Raw genomic sequence first — 18,951 nt, 5'->3', positions numbered from 1 at the left:
GTCGGCAAGCCACTTACTCAAATTCCGGCAAATCTTCTTCGGCCGATTCAGCCACAGACTCGCCATGCTCGTAACCACTGCGGCAGCGATATAAACCGGCCTCAAGATCAGACTCAGCTCTCCACCACAACTCGTAGGGATGTTTCAATCGATGCGGGCTGATCCACTGCCCGAATGAATACACCGACTCGACGAACACAAACGGCGTAGTCGTATCACGCGCATTGGCGACGCTTCCCGCAGGCAAGGGCTTGCTCAGCGCGGCATAACCGACGGGAATCGGCACCGTCCATCCGCCGCCCTTCGGTCGATTCGGGTCCGCCCAGTGAAACTTCTTGTTCGATCCTTCGGATTCCTTCTTTTCATGCACTGGTCGATAGTTGAATCGGGCCGCATGAAGCCATGCATCGAGCAAAGTGCTATCCGGATGCTGTTCGCACAAAGCACGATGGCGATCCTTAAGCAGATCATCGCGACCGACCAATGCGTAACCCGGCAACCATTGACGACGCCAAAGCGCGAACGCCTGCCTGAGCTTCTCGTGTGTGTCCGGAAGCACCGCCATCCACGGACGGGTACGTCGGCCGGGCATGGAAGGCGTCGGCAGCACAGTGCCGCCGGCAATCCGCATGCGCGAAACGATCTCGCCTATTTGCGTGGCCCAGTCGGCAAATTGCGCTTCTTCGTTGAGCGTGGTTTGCTGTGCGGCCACTTGCGTCACCTCGAACAACAAGGTGATATCCAAATGCATCCGCCCTTCTTCGACGATGGACGCCGATGCGCCACTGCTGTTCACCGGATTGCGCGTCAGATTAAACGTCTTCACATAGCCGCTAGTGACCTGCTCTTCGTGGTGATGGCAAATCACGCCTACTTTGTGCAACTTTAAAGGAATGGCGGCTGCGGCGAGCTTGCGTTGCAACGCCCACATCATTCCCATGAACGCGGTGATGCCGGGAAAGCCGTGCGTCAGCGGACTGGAAATGGCGTTGGCATTCTGCACGCGAAGGTGAGGCAACACGAGCATCGCGGTGTCGTCCGCCGATATCGTCATGCGAGTCATACGTGTCCTCGTCGCGCGATCAGTTCATCGTGCGTCTTGCGAAATGGAATGTAGTTCGGGGCATCGAACTGATCGCGCAAACGACGCAGTTGTTGCGTCCATGTGCTGTCTTCGCTCAGCAATTCGTTTACCCATACCCGAGACTCGTTGCTTCCGACGGTCGGGAGTGCGCGAATGATCTGATCGTTAAGCCAATTGCCGAAGCGCCGGGCCACCTGAGCAGGCCAATCCACGTGTTGCCATCGACTCGCAAACTCAGCCTCATCAGGCAACTCCGCGCGACGAGGATCGAGCCATAGCTGCTCTTCCTCAGCCAAGTCTTTGAACGATGGTTCGCGAGTCCACCCGGCAGGCTGAAATGACAGTTCGCCTGCGTAAATCACCAGTTCATCGAAAATGATGTTCCTCAAGTCTTTGGCGCGTTCGCGGGTATCTTTATTGTTTGGGCGCGAACTCGTCATGAGATTCAGAAGGCTGCGGATTGCAACGCGCACATCGGGGCGCGCTTCGAAGGATCGATCGAAAATTGACTCCGCGTTGACTGGAAGATAATTGCGCTGACTCCGCCAGACTGCCGGTGGCGATGAGGACAACAAATAGTTGACGCCACGACGCTCGCTCGTCAATTGCGATACGTTCTGCGGTTGAGTGCCGCCCAGCTTTTGCACTGCAAGATCACGATACTCGCGACACTCGCCGTCATGCGCCAAACCATCACGACGCGCTTGACGCGCGGCTTTGTTCGGCTCGCCAAAACGTGTCTCCTGGATATCGTCGTAGACCGGTTGGACGAGCGAAGTTGGATATAGCGGCGCGAACAGGTGATATTGCGTATCGTCGTTGGCGTCGTCGCCGGTTAGCCAGTACATCTGTTTGGCGTGGGCGTGTGAGCTTGCAACGCCAGCGCGCGGTGCGGTGAGGGATATCAGCGCATCGCTCAAAGATTGCGCTTCGGTTGGATCATCGGAGAGCGCTTGTAACGCGTTTGCATCGCTTGCGATCAATGCTTCCAGCAGATTGCGTCCGCCTGCTTTGAGCTTCAGCAGTTTGTAGACGTCCAAGGCGGCGGCATTGCCTACTACATCGACAGCGAATCGGCTGCCGAGCGCGTGACTGCCGAGCACATTTAGTGCTGGTAACGTGGATGGCTCGACGTAGAAGTTGGTGCCGCGTGCGTCGGAATGGATGGCTTTGAGCGAGTGCGTGACTGCCTGGATTTGTTTGACGCGGCGAGCGGCGCTTTTAAGCCATATGTCGCGTTGGTGTTCGGCTATTAATTCCTGGCGTTTGGGGTCGTCGGGTGAGAGTTTGTCGAGCTTGCTCTGCAAACGGTCTTTAAGGAATTGATCGATTGCTGCTCGAAAGCTGATATTTTCTTCGGAACCATCTATTTTCATACGGTATCCTTCTTTTCAAGAATTGGTCTATCTCTATCTTTTCACTTCGAGAGATCAACCATTTAACTCTGAAGTTTTTACGGCAGTTACGCGACTCCACTATACGCATCGAGGTTGCTTTAAGGCATCGCCAATTTTCTTAAAAAGCTTACTCGCCATCATGATATTCTTAGGATGACTTTCTACCTTATCGGTAGCTCATAAAAGTTAGCTCTGAAGGCTTAACATTTTCCCTCTCTCGCCGCGAAGGCAGCTAAATATCATCGCTTGCTGAAACCGAGCAATGAATGGAACCACCAACCATCTCGTGATTCAGGCAAGCTAACGGAAGCGATTTTCTTAGCGATGGCAAACATGCTTTGATCCTGCGCATCAGCCGTTTGCCGCAACAGATCCAACAACTCAGCATGACACCACGGACCGACACCCGCGCCTGTCATTTCGTGGTCTGGAATGCGCGAGAGCAGGTCTTTAATATTCGTATAGGTTTTCGGCTGACGCCCCTGTCCATCGATCACGCGATGCAGAACTAACTCATCTTCATCCTCGGACGGCAGAAGAACAACATCCTCCCGACGCTGCGAATCCAATCGAAAGCGCTGCAATTGCGGCAATACACCAGTGAGCCAAATCCGCGCATATCGCGCGTCGCGGATATGCCAATGTCGAGTGGCATCGCGGTCCACGGGCGTATAAAGCTTGCCGGTAGGCTCGCGTGGAAGCATCGCGTCGCGCATTCGGCCGTGTTCAAGGTCGATCAGACTTTGGCTCGGTTGCAGCTTGTCGGCGTGTTGAATGCGCGGCTGAGCATCGATCGGCCACGCTGGGTTGTCTTCAGGAAGATCGAGCAGATCACTCAACCGGTGGGACCTCAAATGAAAATGGATTCCCGAATCCTGTTGCTTTGACACAGTCACATCGTGCGTCTTCGGATCGACGAAAGACATTTCGAAACCCGGCTTGCAGAACACCGCAGCAGCGCTGCTTTTATGCTCGAAGTGGCGCAGGTTCGTATCGAATACAAGGATGTTGGGGCGCACTACCGCTCCGGACCGATGACGTCTTACTCGTCCTGCAAGCTGAATCAGCGAACGAATCGACGAGGGTTCTGCGATTGCCCAATCCGCATCCCAATCCCTTCCTACCTCACAGACGGGTGACGCCAACACGACGAACATATGATGGAGCTCCGGACTCGCGTCCAGCAACTTGCGCACGGAAGCATGGCGTAACGCGGGATCATCACCCTGCTTATCCGGACGACGATTCAACACGCCATCGAGCTGCCTTTCGATCTCTGAGCGCGCAAGCAGCGGAAACTGCGAGTGATATACGCACAGATGCACGCGCACATCCGGCACAGGCGCACCAAGCCGATACATCGCTCGCGCAACATCAAACAACGGCTTTATGTTAGCCATCCGAATCAATCCAAAACTCACGCGCTTGCCGCTTGGCGCATCGACGATGTGATTCTGTTCGTCCTGATGCAAGGTCCACGCACGTTGCAGCGCCAGCACGGCGAACGCTTCGTGTCGTTCGCGCTTTTCCATTGCCGACCACGTGCTGCCGGGCAGCGGCACAAGTTCCGCTCGCCGCCGCACTTCCGCTTTGCTCAGTTGAACACAACGCTTTTGCACGAATGCATCATGCGCCAGCCTGAAACTCGCGCCATCGGCACAATCGGCGTGGGTTTGCGCGAGCTCATCGACCCACAGACACGCGACGCGCGGCATTTCCCCCGGCCGCTCGCCACGATTGCGCTGATAGTGCGTCCGACCATCCAGATACGCGAGAAACAAGCCCTGCACGAGCGCAGGCGGCAACGTCGCTGACGATAACAACACCCGAGCGCCAAGCAGCCCGGACCAGTGGACCAGTCGCGTCAACGCCGGAAGATCGGTCATATCGAAATCGTCTGGTTCGTCTAAAACGAGATCACTGGTAAGGAGTCTTAACATCAGTGCAATCTGTCGCCCGCCTCGAAGACTTTCTGTTGCGGGCGTCAGATGATCGACCGTGCAGACCAACAGCGGCGCGGCAACCAGCGAGCGAACTTTCGAATCATCTGTCATGCGTTGCAGAAGCGGATGCTGGTCATTGCCTTCGAAAATCAATTGACCGCCCTCATCGAGCAAACCTTGCGTCGATGCGGAACCACTTGCTTCGGCCTGATCTTCCCTGCAATCGATCAACGCGCGACTGTCCGCGCCTCCGACCCTGATAGCCAACTGGCTTTCGTCCAATCCGAGATCGCGTTGAAAGCTATGTCCGGTTTGCAGCGTCAGCGTGCGCAGGCCGATGGCAAACGCGCATCGCATGCCGCGGACCGGATCGGCGAGTGCCTTCATGATTCGCGCGTTGCCTAAAGTCTTGCCGCATCCCGTCGATGCCATGTTGACGATAAATGCGCCGTGCTCAGCCGCGCGCGTTCGTATGCCGGCGGCGAGGTCGGACGCTTTGTCTTGCCAATGAAAACGGGCATCGGTATTTCGTTTCTTGAGTCCGCGATGGTTCTGCAATGCAGGAAGACTGCGCACCAGCGTCGGCAACGAACGAGCAATCAGCGATGCGTGCGCCTGCACGCCGAGCAGATGTTCATCGAGCGTTTGATTGAATGCAGGCTCGTGCGCCGCGTTCGTGGTTGGCTCAATGCCTCGCAAGCGGCGCGTGTTGGCATACAACGGATAGTCCGCGTTTCGATGCGGCATGCGACGCGCATCGTCCTCGATGCTCGAATAGTGATGATCGGCCAGCATCACGCAAAGCCGGGAAATATGCATGATGAATGGATCATCCATTGCGGCAGTCATCGTCTGCGAATGCGGAAGCGTCTGCAGCTTGCGCGCATAGCGCGCCGCCTGTTTGCGCCACGCTGACGTGCTGACAGGCAATCCGTGCGGGAATCGCCAATGCTTCACCACCACGGCAAAGTCCGCTTTCTCGCGTGGCTCGTTCCAGTCTGCATTGATCCGCGCCATCAGGTCGAGCAAGGCACTTCGATTGATGGCGTTCACATTCGCACCGAAGCGACGCCATGTTGCACCCGCATGATCGATATCCGCCGCTTCGCTTCCATCGGCTTGTCTGACGGGCAAGCATGGCATCCGATGATGCGTCAGGATCAACCACGCGACCGCCTGCGCCAGCGGCGGCAACGTGGCGAAGGGAAAGTTGGTGCTGGCTTGCGGCTCATCGAGACCATCGCGAAGCAGACGGCCCGAATGATGATCCAGCCACTGCGCTTCGAATGCTTTAGCGTCGATCTGCGAATCGGCACAGGTTGCGAGCCGATTCAACCAATCGTTATCATCGTTCGTTATGCAAACAAATGCCTGAAAAAGCCGCACCGATACCCATTCGTGCCGGTAGTGATTCCGCTCCCCCATACGCGGTTTTCGCAAGCGATCCTGAAATGCCTGCGTGGCCTTGCCCAGATCGTGCACCAACGCCGCCAGCGCACTCAGCGCCGACATTGCCGGCAGATGATGCCAGGTGCTCTCGTCGTCGGCGCGGAGTATATCGTTCGTTGTGCTGTTGGTCGGCACTGCACCTTCGGTGTTGAACTGACGCGCATCACCTATGATCCACATCAGTTCGCTATGATCTCTGCCGCGTATCCAATGGCACGCTACGGCGGTGTTTTTTCGAGCGCTTTGGCGCAGCAGTTTGCGAACGGTATCGAGTCCGGCTTGCGTGATGGACGTTTGCCACGTGCGCTCGCCGCGTCGCTCGGCAAACTGATCCAGTATGCGGCGTGTTTCGGTCAGCGCGCGTTTATTGCATTGGGAAACGAAGAGTACGTTCATGCTTGCGCATCCGGCGAGTGATTAAGATTCCCGGTTTCTGTTGCGATGGACTTGAGCGTATCGATGATGAAGTCCAGCGATTCATCGCGTGTGAGTGCTTCAATGCACTGGCGACGAAACTGCTGCTCGTCGTCACCGCGCATCGCCGAAAGGAACGCTTGCGGAAGAATGGTTGCGTCTTTGACGAGATCGGCGGCATCGAACACCAGTCCGCCGCGCCTCGTTTTGCCGTGTAGTACCGCGAGGCCGTGTGGCAAGCCGAGTACCCAGGTGGCGGTTGCGCCGAGTCCGTAAGCCAGGTAATTGCCGTGGTCCAAGAAGCGGTTGGCGGCATCTGTGCCGCTTCCGCGTTTGGCTCGCGTGAAGTCGCCGTAGTCAACGGTGTCCACTGCGAGCTTGAACAAGGCCTTCGTGAGTCGCGCTTCGATGATAAGCAGTGCGGCCGAATCGGGCGCTGCGGCGATCTGTTTTTCAAACTGCTTAACGAGCGCGTGAAGGCGGTCGGCATCGACGGTGAATCCTGACTCGCGTAACGCGCGTGCGGTCCAGGCGTGCTGTAGTCGTGACAAGCGAGTTGTTTGCAGATGTCTGGCGGCTTGAGAGCGTAAGTCATCGTTGAACCAGAAGCGCACCCAGGCCTGAAGATACTCCGTTGGCCGATATTCGCTTTGTGGTGATAGCCAGGCTATCTCGACATCGATTTCGTTTGCGCTGTAGAGCGGCGTGCCACCGCCGCCGCAAAAGCCCACCAGCACGCCGGCCTTTGCAAGCTCACGCATCGCCGCTTGCGTGATGGATGTGCCGGTGCCGAGCAAAATGCTCGTCGTATTGGCGATGGGGATGTTCCAGTAGAGGCTTTTCTTACCCGCATCGGTTACGTATTCGACGCGACCGCCATTGACGAGTACGCGGCAGTGTTCGAGATAGTAAAGGTTTGCACGTTTGGAGTGCAGAATGGTTTTTAGATCGGATGCGCGAATGGGGTCCAATTTGGTCTCCTTGCATTTGCTTAGGAGGTGGACCGTAGCAGAGTGGGATGCGGGGAGGTTTGCTGTATCCTGAAAATCGGGGAATGGGGAATGGGACGAGGTGTTTGGAGCTTGCGACAGGGTTTAGGGCGGAATTTTGCTGGTGTCTGTAGGGGGCTTTGGACTGCCTTTACGCGGAAGCGAACGGATGTTTGTGCGAGACGCAGGAGCAGCGCCGTTTCTAAGCTGCCTACGCGGCAGCGAACGGCGGTGAAGGCGGGTTTATTCGGGCGCGTGTTTTCTAAGCTGCCTACGCGGCAGCGAACCCAACCTGCCGCCCGTAAGCGCGCATATATTCTTTCTAAGCTGCCTACGCGGCAGCGAACTACGCAGCGCGCCGAAGATGACATTCGATACTTTTCTAAGCTGCCTACGCGGCAGCGAACCACGATGCATCCCCACTCTGTGCTTTGATGGCTTTCTAAGCTGCCTACGCGGCAGCGAACGCCTTGTTCGACGACGGATGGCAAATTCCTGATTTCTAAGCTGCCTACGCGGCAGCGAACCGCGTCGTCGGTCGTCGCCTTCTTTTTCGTGATTTCTAAGCTGCCTACGCGGCAGCGAACGTAGATGGGCCGCGTCGTGCTGTCCGGGTTCGTTTCTAAGCTGCCTACGCGGCAGCGAACGTCATAAAACTTCCCGTACTCGACGTGTTCAGTTTCTAAGCTGCCTACGCGGCAGCGAACGAAGCCGGATGCTTCAAGCTGCGCGCCGCCTTTTTCTAAGCTGCCTACGCGGCAGCGAACCGTCGTTCTCGACTGTCGATCTGATTCTGATCTTTCTAAGCTGCCTACGCGGCAGCGAACAGCACTTCGCGACGATCCGCGCTGCGATGTCGTTTCTAAGCTGCCTACGCGGCAGCGAACGATGCTGCGCATTGCGTCGCGGATCACCGCGCTTTCTAAGCTGCCTACGCGGCAGCGAACGAACGCACAGACCGTTCCGCATGAAACCACCGTTTCTAAGCTGCCTACGCGGCAGCGAACATTGACGTCGGCGATCGACATCCATTCGAGGTTTTCTAAGCTGCCTACGCGGCAGCGAACCTGATCGTGATCGTCTGCCCGCTCTTCTGCATTTTCTAAGCTGCCTACGCGGCAGCGAACTCGCCGTCGTCTTCGTGTACCGCCCACGTTCGTTTCTAAGCTGCCTACGCGGCAGCGAACGGATTCGCCGTGACGACGAAGGCTCGCCCGGTTTTCTAAGCTGCCTACGCGGCAGCGAACGTCCGGGTTCAGGCGAATCACGTCTTTGTTAAGTTTCTAAGCTGCCTACGCGGCAGCGAACCACCATTTTTGGAGGGAGCAAGGGATGACGAATTTCTAAGCTGCCTACGCGGCAGCGAACTCGTCGCCGAGGTCCACAGGCACAAGCGCACCAGTTTCTAAGCTGCCTACGCGGCAGCGAACACTCAATGCGCTGATTGGGATGCTCGCCGCTTTTTCTAAGCTGCCTACGCGGCAGCGAACGTTGCTTGTTCATGTGTTCATGCCCTCGGTAGTTTCTAAGCTGCCTACGCGGCAGCGAACCCGGCATCATCAAAGACATGGGCGCAACAGTGTTTCTAAGCTGCCTACGCGGCAGCGAACATCGTGAGGATCGCGACGCCGCCGGGCATGTATTTCTAAGCTGCCGACGCGGCAGCGAACGCGCATGCCTGCGTCGCGTTGCATCATCGTGTTTTCTAAGCTGCCTACGCGGCAGCGAACGACTTTCCCGCTGTGGCTGCGGATATTGTGAATTTCTAAGCTGCCTACGCGGCAGCGAACTTTGTTACTCCTGTCGTTTATCGTGTGTCGTTTTTCTAAGCTGCCTACGCGGCAGCGAACACCGTACGGGCCGAAAGGTGACGATTCAGGGATTTCTAAGCTGCCTACGCGGCAGCGAACTTACGGCTGACGATTCTGAACTCGACGGTGCCTTTCTAAGCTGCCTACGCGGCAGCGAACATCGCGTCCATGCCTTGTTTCGGAAGATTCAGTTTCTAAGCTGCCTACGCGGCAGCGAACGTCGTGTACGCGTTGATGTCTTGGCCGCGCAATTTCTAAGCTGCCTACGCGGCAGCGAACAACAACATCGGCAACGATGCGGCGGCGAGCATTTTCTAAGCTGCCTACGCGGCAGCGAACACAGCTAGGGTGTCCGCGATAACGTTCATCCCTTTCTAAGCTGCCTACGCGGCAGCGAACAAAACAATTCGACGGTTTCGCTTAAGCGGTGCTTTCTAAGCTGCCTACGCGGCAGCGAACCGGGGCAGTCGTCAATCGTCATGTGAGTTTTATTTCTAAGCTGCCTACGCGGCAGCGAACTAGAGTCAAAAAACGATATCCTATTGATTAAAAAGAGAAACAGCCTCCAATCGCCTAAGATACCCAAATTTCCTTGTCCCACGTAAGTCATTGATTTTTATATCGGCCACAGGACACGTCAAAAAAAGGGTTACGCCGCTTCAACTCGCATTGCGACGCCACGAGCGAATGAATGGTACTGGCGTTCTCTGCATACGGAAACGCATCGACGTTAGACCGGGCATCACTTCATAACCAATGCGGCTGGTTCACATCGACACGCATCGCCGAAATGACAAACCGCGCCCCACAATCACTAGCAACTGTCTGCCCCGCCATCGCCCACTGAAAAGCAGCCAACTCCTGCCGACACTCGACGTCCCAACGAAGCGATACACATCAATGCACCACGCGTCGAACCACAAAAAATCATTGATCTGCGCATTAATAACTGGTCGGGACACGTGATCCATATGCTGCACACGTTATGCTCGGCCGCAACGATGTCGGGGTAAATCGTCACCGCCAACGTTTATGCTTCGTCGCGCGCATCGAATGCATTCGGCGGTTTAACGCTCACTTTGAATCAGCTTTGCATTCACCGCGCAGAAGCGCCCATTCTTCGCATTGTTTACCATTCTCAAAATGGCAGACGCCTACTTGCCCGGCAGCGGTATCGACGATCTGCAACTGCCCTCCCTGCTTGACACAGTTGACAGATGCGGGATTGGCGAGACCGATTGGTTGTGTCGAATTCGCTTGCTGAACGTAAGATGTGCAGGACGCCAAATAGATTGCCGTAAGCAAAACGATCAGCGCCGAAGAAAGCGTTTTGGCTCCAGCAGATAGACGCGAGTGTTGCATGTGTTAAGTGATCTGTAGATGAAAGTTTGGAAAAAGCGTGCATCGCGATTGCCGAATCGCCTGACTTTATAACATGGCTGTCTTTGCGCAAAGGAGAGCCACGTCCAGTCGTCCTAATACTTGCATGACCTTTCATCATTTTTCAAATGCCGGCGATAACTCAACGTATCGAATCATAGGCAGGACACGACGACGTTATGTGTCATAGCCGATGCACCCGCCTCCTCAAACATTACAGAATGAATAGAAGACACAACGCCTATGCCAAAACACGAACGCTCTCGAACGAATCCGGTAATCGATGCAATCTGGCGCCTGGTGCTACGCCTCGGCTTTCCGCTCGCTCGCGCCTGGTGGCACATTCGACGGCCTCATCATGAAGGCGCGCTGGTTGCCATCTACGTCGGACAAGCGCTATTGCTTGTGAAGTCGTCGTATCGGGCAGAGTGGAGCTTTGCTGGCGGCAGTCTTCAACCCGGCGAGACGCCCATTGCAGCGGCACGTCGGGAAATGGAAGAGGAGATTGGACTCACGCCGCATTCACTGCGCGCGGCCGGCAGTGTCAGTGGCATCTGGGACGGCCGGCAAGATCGAGTGCACTTCTTCGAACTGCATCTTGATTGCTTGCCGGAGCTACGCCTTGATAACAGGGAGATCACGGCGACGCGTGTTGTATTGCCGGAAGAGTTGGGCAGTATCCCTTTGACCGGGCCTGTCGCGTCGTATCTCAGCAGGAAGGGCTAGAGATGGGCGCTAGCCGCCTGTCGCTGCTTTATGACCAGGCTTGTGGACCGGGTGGAATTCGAACCCATCTCACGGGGATCGTCGGGCATACAGGGGCCACTAACTCTTTGATAGTTCCAGAGGCTGCGCGCCCTGCGTGCCCCCGACGTTTTGCGAGTGTCCCCGGAGCGGCATACGGGCGGCGGACGCCGGCTCAACCGGCTCGCGCTACGCTGCCGTTCACCGGCGTCTCACGGAACCGCAAGGGCAGGCACTGCACGATCAGGTGCAAGACCAGCGGCACCAAGACACCATCGTCTACCAGCCCCATCAGCGGAATCGCAACATTGAACGGCTCGAGCGCATACAACGCGAGCAGCACCGTCACGGGCATCAGCCACCGCGGTCGGTCAGGTTGGCGCAGCGCGCGCCATAGCACGAGTCCATCGTTTCTGACGACCTTCCACAAACCGAACAATCGCTTCACGATCACATCTCCTCCACGCGTTTCAATCCCTTAAACTTCGACATCGTACTTCTTGCGCGTTGCGCGCGTCTTCGTCAGATCAAGAACCGCGCAGTCCGGGCACCACGTTCCACCGTTGACCGAACCCGGTACCGCGTCCCAGACATGCCCCTGACGCACTCCCAGGTCAGCTTGAACGTGGCGTTTTGATACTCGGTGCTCGGGCACCGCCCGCCGCGTGAGCGGCCCAATTTCTTGCATTTCTTCCAGCGTCGAGCGGTACGGATCGAACGCGCATCGCCTGCACCAGGAGCAGCCGAATACGATGCCGCCTTCCGTTTCCCATTCATGGCCTTGCGCGCATCGAAAGCGATACTGCGCAAGCCTCCCTGTGTAATTGGTCGCCAGGCGCGTCCCACCACGCGCCTCGGTGATTGCTTGCAGTTGCTCCAGCCCATCGGCGGTGCGGAGCGACGCGCTCCGCTGACCAGCGGTTGTGCTTATAAAGCACAAGTCGGAGATTGTTGCTTGCCACAAGAAACTCCGATCGATCCGTCAACGCCTGCCTGAAGGCGGTTTCGGCATCCTTCAGATTCTGTTGTTCATATTGCGCCAGCCCCAAGATTGCAGCGTGCTTCGGGCCAGTTCGGATGACACGCGAGTGCGCGGCGGAATGCGGCCTCGGCATCTGCTGGCCGGTCGAGTTGGAGAAGAACAGCGCCAAGGTTGTTGTGCGCATGAGCCAAGTTAGGAGCGATCTCTATCGCCCGATTGAATGCGGCCTCGGCTTCAGGCAGACGTCCGATGTCCACCAACAAGAGGCCAAGCGCATAGCTCGCGTCAGCTAACCCAGGGTCAATGTCCAATGCGCGACGTAATGCCGCCTCCGACTCGCGAGTTCGCCCCAGATCGCGCAGCGAAAGACCGAGATTCGCGTGAATCGCCGCGTCGGCCGGAACTTGCACTGCAATCAGAATTAATCATTGCGAGCGATACGGAAGGCTTGGTAAAGATCCAATAAGTTGCAACTTTAGCTTACGTCTGAATATCGGCGGTAGCGACGTCGGAATTTCACACTTTCTTTAGATAGGAATACTTTAAATATGCCGCGGTTATTTATTACCGATACGCATTGAAACCGGAATATCGCAACGTAATTCCTGATCGAAAATGGCGTTTGAACAAACCACACGTGCTCATTCGCTCGCTCCTGAACGCTATCCCCGATGATGTGTCGCGAATAGGACCGCTCTTATAGGAATTCGCTAACCCCGCTCAGACAATCGCCGTATGAGCTAGACGAGTCAGCTCATCACTAGCATCCTGGGACGCACCAAGAGATGCTCGCCCATCACTTTCCGAAGACCATCATCATGTTGGACCGTTCTGCATTGACCTCTATGAAACCGCTTTTCGCAACGCCATGTTACGGAGGCAATGTGGCTGCGAATTTTGCTAAAAGCATGCTCGCACTTAATAACGGCTTATGGCAGTCCGGCATGAACGGCGTGATCCAGATCAATTCGGGGGAAAGCCTGATTACGCGCGCGCGAAATGAAGCCGTCGCAACGTTCCTGCTTGATCCCAGTCTCACGCATCTGTTCTGGATCGACGCAGACGTCGGTTTCTCCGTTGATCAAGTTTTCCGCTTGTTGCTTGCTGATCGCGATGTCATCGCTGGTGCGTATCCACTCAAACGTTTTGACTGGCCAAGTGAATTGCCCGCTGGATTGACGGAAACGACATTCAATGCGCGCTATTTGCGCTATCCGGTGAACGTACACGATGGCGCCTCATCAGATATCGACGAAGACGGTTTTGTCGAAGTAAGCGAAGCGCCCACCGGTTTCATGTGTATTCGCCGCAGCGTCATCGAAAGGATGGTTGCCCGCCTTCCTGAGTTGCAATATGTTCCAGACGGTCCCCTCGATTCGCCGATTCGCAATCTCTGCTACCGCTTTTTCGATGTGATGGTCGAACCATCGACCAACCGTTACCTCTCCGAAGATTATGCGTTCTGCCGGCGTTGGCGCGATATCGGCGGACGTGTTTTCGTCGATACACAATCGAAGCTGTCGCACCAAGGTCTATACACGTATCACGGAGATTTCGGCGCGGCGTTGGCGGCCAGTCCCACTACTGCCGTCGGCGGTGAATAGAATTGTCTGTATGCAACCTGTTGAAACCAACGAACTAAGCAAACGGGCGCGAGGCGGCACCGAACTCATGCTCGACATGCTGCACGCGCGGCTCGATCCACAACTCGCGAGCCATTTTCAGATCATTCCGGAACGCGTGCGTTCGCTTGATCCTACTCGCCGTCCCATCTTGTGGCTTCACAACACACCGAGCCGTGAGGAGTCCGGTTTTCTCGAGCGGCCGGAAAATCGCAAGGCGTTCGCTGGCATTGTCTGTGTATCGCACTATCAGGCGCAACTCTTTCAACTGATTCCCGGCGTGCCGTTCAGCGAGATGACGGTGCTTCAGAACGCGATCGAGCCGTTCGGTGCGTATCGGCCGCGTGTGAGCAAAAGCATTCGCTTGATTTATCACACGACGCCTCATCGAGGTCTGAATATTCTTGTGCCGGTGTTCGAGCATCTCGTACAGCTTCATCCGGAAATCGAACTGGACGTTTTTTCGAGCTTTGATATATATGGTTGGTCCGACCGCGATAAGCCATACGAAGCGTTATTCGAACGTTGCCGCGCACATCCACGCATTCGCTATCACGGCGCACAACCCAACCAGGTCGTCCGCGATGTGCTCACCGAGTGCGATATCTTCGCGTATCCGAGCATTCATGCGGAGACAAGCTGCATTGCGGCCATCGAAGCGATGTCGGCGGGTTGCCTGGTTGTTTGCCCTTCGTTTGGCGCGCTGCCTGAAACCTGCGCGAATTTCGGACGAATCTACAGCTACACCGAGGACGTGAACGTGCACGCCAATCGGTTCGTGAGTGCACTCGATGAAGCAATCCGCACTGTGCGGCTGCGAAGGGTGGAAGACGAATGCCTGCGCGCAGAACAAGTCGACTATTTCAACCGCTTCTTCTCGTGGGATAGGCGGATTCGAGAATGGGATACCTATCTTCGCGGGTTGATTTAGTAACGGACAAGGCTGCGCTTCGAAGTGGTACTTCGAACTTTGCGCCGCGCAGTTTGGGTAATCAGCCGTCAAGTTCTTGACAACGTTGTTTGCTTACTGTGCGAGGGCCAGTTCTGGATCAGCCGATTCGCCCTTGACTTGTATCCATCAACATCTCGCGGAATCGCGCGGGCAGGCGCTACACGATCAAGCGCAGTGCCTGCGGTACCAAGGCACCATCGTCCAACAGCGCCATCAGCGGAACGGCGACGTTGAGCGGCTCGATTGCATACAACGTAAGCAGCACCGCGACAGGCATCGACCAGCGCCTGCGTGAGAAATGGGATGATTGGCATGTACGGGCGCATGATCATAAGCTTTTGCTCACCCGCAAGCAGCACCATATAGCGGCTGATGGTGCGGCCAAGGTCGCACTTTCTCAGGAAGTGTTCAGCGAACTCGTCGAGTTGGGTGATCTTGCGGTTGTCCTCGCCTGCAAACTCATAGATGGGCAGAAACCGCTCATCGGCATTGAAAGCGAAGTGGCGGACGTTGTTGTTGGCGAAGTAGTAGGTGCGGTCGCGGTTGCTGACGATGAACAGCTGCATGAAGCAGAGCAGCGTCTTTGTGTAGCCGTTGCCCGGGTCATGCTTGTATTCGACGATCTGCTCCATTGCCCTGCGTGGATTCACGCCCAGGGTTTTCAGCTCGATCTGCACGCAGGGCACGCCGTTGATGAGAATGAGAACGTCGTAGCGGTGGTGGCTGTTGTCGGTGTTGATGCGGAGCTGGCGAACGACCTCGAAGTGGTTTTTGCACCAGTCCTTGATGTTCACCAGCGTGTAGTTCAACGGCGTGCCATCGTCGCGGGTGAAGGAATTGATGCCGCGAAGGGTCTTGGCAGCGGTGTAGACATCCGCGGTAACTATTTCATCCAGGAGCCTGGCGAACTCGGCATCAGTCAGCCTGACGCGGTTGAGGGCCTCGAACTTCTCCCGGAAGTTCCTCTCCAATGCGGCGCGATCGCGAATGTCGTCGCGGTATTCGTACTTCAAGTTCTGAAGCTTGCCAAGGAAGCCGTACTCGATGTGCTCTTCTTTGAAGACGCGGCTCGATGCTCCGGACGGCAGATCGTAGGTGAACTTGGATGGAGGCATGGGGAAGAACGTGCGTTGGCTATGAATCGGAAGGCGATGCGGGTGACTGCCGTTCCTTAGAAGCCGCCTCGAAAGGGGCTGTGAACTTCCGCCTTGGACAAATCTTACAGACCACTTCTGGTCGGAAACGAGCTCCGCTGACGTGCAGCTTGGTGCATAACCTTTGTCGGCTTACCATTGCAACACAAATAAACGACGCGCAATGGCCGCCCGGTTGTACCCACAAATACATACCGCGGACTTCTTCTATGCCTTAGGGAGTAGCGTGCCTACCCACAAGGATGACAAACGAACACGCGAGGATTACGCAAGGGCCTCACTCAGCAACAGTTTCAACGTAGCTGCTATTGAGGCCCTAGTGAGTAACATATCCCCACATGGTCCCGACAGGTGTGCCTGAAAGCCGATTATCAGAAGCGGCAATATACTAAGTATTTGTTTTTTAAACAAATAACTTGGTGGGCCGGGTGGGATTCGAACCCACTATCGGTCGATTATGAGTCGACAGCTTATACCATTTAAGCTTCCGGCCCCGCACAGGACAGCAAGCGCGCAAAGATCAGAAAACCACAAAAAGAAAGCGCCGAATCGGCGCTTTCTCATCACATCCTGACCAAGCGTGAGGCGACTTGCGAAGGGTAGCGAGTGTGCCTCACAACACGTCTCAATACAAGCCCGTCAATTCCCCTCGAGGAACGACTTGAGCTTATCCGACCGGCTCGGATGTCGCAGTTTGCGCAGCGCCTTCGCCTCGATCTGGCGAATCCGCTCGCGCGTGACATCGAACTGTTTGCCGACTTCTTCGAGCGTGTGATCCGTACTCATCTCGATACCAAACCGCATGCGCAGCACCTTCGCCTCACGCGGCGTCAGCGAGTCGAGCACATCCTTTACGACATCCCGCATCGAAGCATGCAAGGCGGCATCCGAAGGCGCCACCGTGTTCGTGTCTTCGATGAAATCGCCCAGATGCGAGTCGTCGTCGTCACCGATCGGCGTTTCCATGGAGATCGGCTCCTTCGCGATCTTCATGATCTTGCGGATCTTGTCCTCCGGCATTTCCATCTTCTCGGCCAGCGTCGCCGGGTCCGGCTCGAGACCGGTTTCCTGCAGAATCTGCCGCGAAATACGGTTCATCTTGTTGATCGTCTCGATCATATGAACCGGAATCCGGATGGTGCGCGCCTGATCCGCAATCGATCGCGTAATAGCCTGGCGAATCCACCACGTCGCGTACGTCGAAAACTTATAGCCGCGACGATATTCGAACTTGTCCACCGCCTTCATCAAGCCGATATTGCCTTCCTGAATAAGATCGAGGAACTGCAAGCCGCGGTTCGTGTATTTCTTCGCGATCGAAATCACCAGACGCAGATTGGCCTCGGTCATTTCGCGCTTGGCCTGCCGCGCCTTCAGTTCGCCCGCCGCCATCTGGCGATTGGTTTCCTTCAGGTCCTTCAGCGGCAACACCACACGCGCCTGCAAGTCCAGCAGACGTTGTTGCTGTTCACGAATCGCGGGAATATTGCGCTCCAGCACCGCGCTGTACTCGTGCGCTTCGGCTACGACCTTATCGGACCATTCGAGATCGGTTTCGCTGCCCGGGAAACGCGCGATGAATTCAGCGCGCGGCATCCCGCATTTATCGACGACGGTATGCAGAATCTGCCGCTCGACCTGACGCACTTCATCCACCTGCGCGCGCAGCGTATCGCACAGACGCTCGACCGTGCGCGCCGTGAAGCGAATGTTCATCAGCTCGGTTTGAATGGCCTCTTGCGCCTTCAGATACGCCTTCGACTTATAGCCTTCCTTCTCATAAGCGCGACGCATCTTGTCGAACCATTCGCTGATGAGCGCGAATTTCTCGAGCGACTGGAGTTTGAGCGCTTCGAGTTGCGCGGCGTTGGCGCTGGCTTGCGCCGCGCCATCGTCGTCTTCCTCTTCCTCGTCGCTCTCTTCGTCCGATTCCTCGTCTTCCGATTCGATCGCCTCGGCTTCCTGCTCGGAGAAACCGTCAGTATCTTCGGCATTCGGATCGATCAGGCCATCGACGAGTTCATCGACACGAATCTCTTCGTTCTGCACACGTTCGGCCATCGCGAGAATATCGGCGATGGTCGTCGGGCAGGCGGAGATCGCCATGACCATGTGCTTGAGGCCGTCTTCGATGCGCTTGGCAATCTCGATTTCGCCCTCACGCGTCAGCAGTTCGACCGTGCCCATCTCGCGCATGTACATGCGCACCGGGTCGGTCGTGCGGCCAAATTCGGAATCGACGGTGGACAGCGCGACTTCGGCTTCTTCCTCGACTTCATCGTCGGAAGAGGCGTTCGGAGCGTTGTCGTTGAGAAGCAGCGTTTCGGCATCGGGCGCTTGCTCGTACACCGCCACGCCCATGTCGTTGAACGTGCTGATGATCCCTTCGATCGCCTCGGTTTCCGTGAAGTTGTCCGGAAGGTGATCGTTGATTTCACCGTACGTGAGGAAGCCTCGCTCCTTTCCGAGCTTGATGAGCGCGCGCAGTTTGCCGCGCCGCTCTTCGAGTTCCTCGACCGTGCCGGGCGCGCTCGACGAGAACGCGTCCTTCAGCAGCGCCTTTTCTTTCGCGCGGCGATCGCGAGCCCTGGCCTTTTCGACCTTTGCCGCCGGTGCGGCGGTCGGCTCTGCGGGTTGCATTGCGTCGTCTTCGACGGGTACATCGTTCAGCTTTTTCGTCATGGAGTTCGCCATACAGGCTTTAGTCTCGACTCGCGGCTGCTGGACAACAGCCGATGGAACCGTGAATAACCAAATGCGCACGCTGCTTCGTCCTGCGTGCCCTGCCCGGAGCGCCACCGAGGTCCGGCCCTGATCCGATTACGATCAAATTCGCCCCTTACCCTCAATAGCAGCCGCTTCCCTTGTGCCCGTCTGTTCGCCGGCATGCGTTTCCGTCTGACTTCTGTCCGTTCGAAAACACTGAAAACGCTTTACAACCCGGACCGAACAGGCGATACAGCCAGCGTCCTGCGTACCTCTCCATCTACCCGGCAACACCGGGGTTTTACCGACTTGTCAATCAATCGC

At 56.4% G+C, this 18,951-nt stretch carries 12 protein-coding genes, 1 tRNA gene, 1 pseudogene and 1 CRISPR repeat array; of the genes and pseudogenes, 3 read left to right on the top strand and 11 right to left on the bottom strand.

What is annotated here, in order from left to right; genetic code table 11:
• Positions 1-13: 13 nt before the first annotated feature.
• The 5 genes from csy2 to P7F28_RS11955 all read right to left on the bottom strand — a co-directional run bounded on the left by csy2 (position 14) and on the right by P7F28_RS11955 (position 10,449).
• Positions 14-1,063: a type I-F CRISPR-associated protein Csy2 gene (gene csy2 / locus P7F28_RS11975; protein ID WP_277184699.1), complete on the bottom strand. Its 1,050-nt coding sequence runs from the start codon at positions 1,061-1,063 to the stop codon at positions 14-16.
• Positions 1,060-2,460 (bottom strand): type I-F CRISPR-associated protein Csy1, encoded by a 1,401-nt coding sequence (gene csy1 / locus P7F28_RS11970; protein WP_277184698.1) that lies wholly within the window; start codon positions 2,458-2,460, stop codon positions 1,060-1,062. Before csy1 ends, csy2 begins: the two co-directional genes overlap by 4 nt.
• 260 nt (positions 2,461-2,720) lie before the next feature.
• On the bottom strand, positions 2,721-6,269 hold the full coding sequence (cas3f, locus tag P7F28_RS11965) for a type I-F CRISPR-associated helicase Cas3f (RefSeq protein WP_277184697.1): 3,549 nt from the start codon (positions 6,267-6,269) through the stop codon (positions 2,721-2,723).
• Positions 6,266-7,258, bottom strand: a complete 993-nt coding sequence (gene cas1f / locus P7F28_RS11960) for a type I-F CRISPR-associated endonuclease Cas1f (RefSeq protein WP_277184696.1) — start codon at positions 7,256-7,258, stop codon at positions 6,266-6,268. The genes cas3f and cas1f overlap by 4 nt, the downstream gene beginning before the upstream one ends.
• Positions 7,259-7,415: 157 nt before the next feature.
• Positions 7,416-9,606: direct repeats of the CRISPR family, unit length 28 nt; unit sequence TTTCTAAGCTGCCTACGCGGCAGCGAAC.
• Positions 9,607-10,161: 555 nt separating this feature from the next.
• Positions 10,162-10,449 carry a DUF333 domain-containing protein gene (locus tag P7F28_RS11955; protein WP_277184695.1) on the bottom strand — a complete coding sequence of 96 codons (288 nt, stop codon included), beginning with the start codon at positions 10,447-10,449 and terminating at the stop codon, positions 10,162-10,164.
• Positions 10,450-10,710: 261 nt separating this feature from the next.
• Here P7F28_RS11955 and P7F28_RS11950 point away from each other — a divergent pair, with 261 nt between their 5' ends.
• Entirely contained in the window at positions 10,711-11,193 is a 483-nt protein-coding gene (locus tag P7F28_RS11950; RefSeq protein WP_277184694.1) for an NUDIX domain-containing protein, read from the top strand.
• A gap of 193 nt (positions 11,194-11,386) precedes the next feature.
• Here P7F28_RS11950 and P7F28_RS11945 read toward each other — a convergent pair whose 3' ends face one another.
• The 3 genes from P7F28_RS11945 to P7F28_RS33850 form a co-directional block, all read right to left on the bottom strand.
• Positions 11,387-11,659 carry a hypothetical protein gene (locus tag P7F28_RS11945; RefSeq protein ID WP_370467304.1) on the bottom strand — a complete coding sequence of 91 codons (273 nt, stop codon included), beginning with the start codon at positions 11,657-11,659 and terminating at the stop codon, positions 11,387-11,389.
• Positions 11,660-11,689: 30 nt separating this feature from the next.
• Entirely contained in the window at positions 11,690-12,175 is a 486-nt protein-coding gene (locus tag P7F28_RS11940) for a hypothetical protein (RefSeq protein ID WP_277184693.1), read from the bottom strand.
• Positions 12,176-12,240: 65 nt separating this feature from the next.
• Complete coding sequence (locus P7F28_RS33850) at positions 12,241-12,603, bottom strand: tetratricopeptide repeat protein (protein WP_368860336.1); 363 nt, start codon at positions 12,601-12,603, stop codon at positions 12,241-12,243.
• A gap of 408 nt (positions 12,604-13,011) precedes the next feature.
• Here P7F28_RS33850 and P7F28_RS11935 point away from each other — a divergent pair, with 408 nt between their 5' ends.
• Together P7F28_RS11935 and P7F28_RS11930 are read left to right on the top strand one after the other, a co-directional pair.
• On the top strand, positions 13,012-13,797 hold the full coding sequence (locus P7F28_RS11935) for a hypothetical protein (protein WP_277184764.1): 786 nt from the start codon (positions 13,012-13,014) through the stop codon (positions 13,795-13,797).
• 10 nt (positions 13,798-13,807) lie between these two features.
• On the top strand, positions 13,808-14,746 hold the full coding sequence (locus P7F28_RS11930) for a glycosyltransferase family 4 protein (protein ID WP_277184692.1): 939 nt from the start codon (positions 13,808-13,810) through the stop codon (positions 14,744-14,746).
• A gap of 296 nt (positions 14,747-15,042) precedes the next feature.
• On the opposite strand, the pseudogene P7F28_RS11925 reads toward P7F28_RS11930, so the two are convergent.
• The 3 genes and pseudogenes from P7F28_RS11925 to rpoD all read right to left on the bottom strand — a co-directional run.
• Positions 15,043-15,882: pseudogene (locus tag P7F28_RS11925) on the bottom strand (type I restriction endonuclease); the annotation flags it as partial.
• 456 nt (positions 15,883-16,338) lie between these two features.
• A tRNA-Ile gene (locus tag P7F28_RS11920) sits at positions 16,339-16,415 on the bottom strand.
• 145 nt (positions 16,416-16,560) lie between these two features.
• The gene (gene rpoD, locus P7F28_RS11915; RefSeq protein ID WP_277184691.1) at positions 16,561-18,615 is read right to left on the bottom strand and encodes an RNA polymerase sigma factor RpoD; all 2,055 of its coding nucleotides are present in this window, start codon (positions 18,613-18,615) and stop codon (positions 16,561-16,563) included.
• Positions 18,616-18,951: the final 336 nt, after the last annotated feature.

Origin of the sequence: Caballeronia sp. BR00000012568055 (assembly GCF_029439455.1) — a bacterium.
Classification (GTDB): domain Bacteria; phylum Pseudomonadota; class Gammaproteobacteria; order Burkholderiales; family Burkholderiaceae; genus Caballeronia.
The sequence above is the reverse complement of the archived record's forward strand: the minus strand, read 5'-3'. Positions and strand labels throughout refer to the sequence as shown.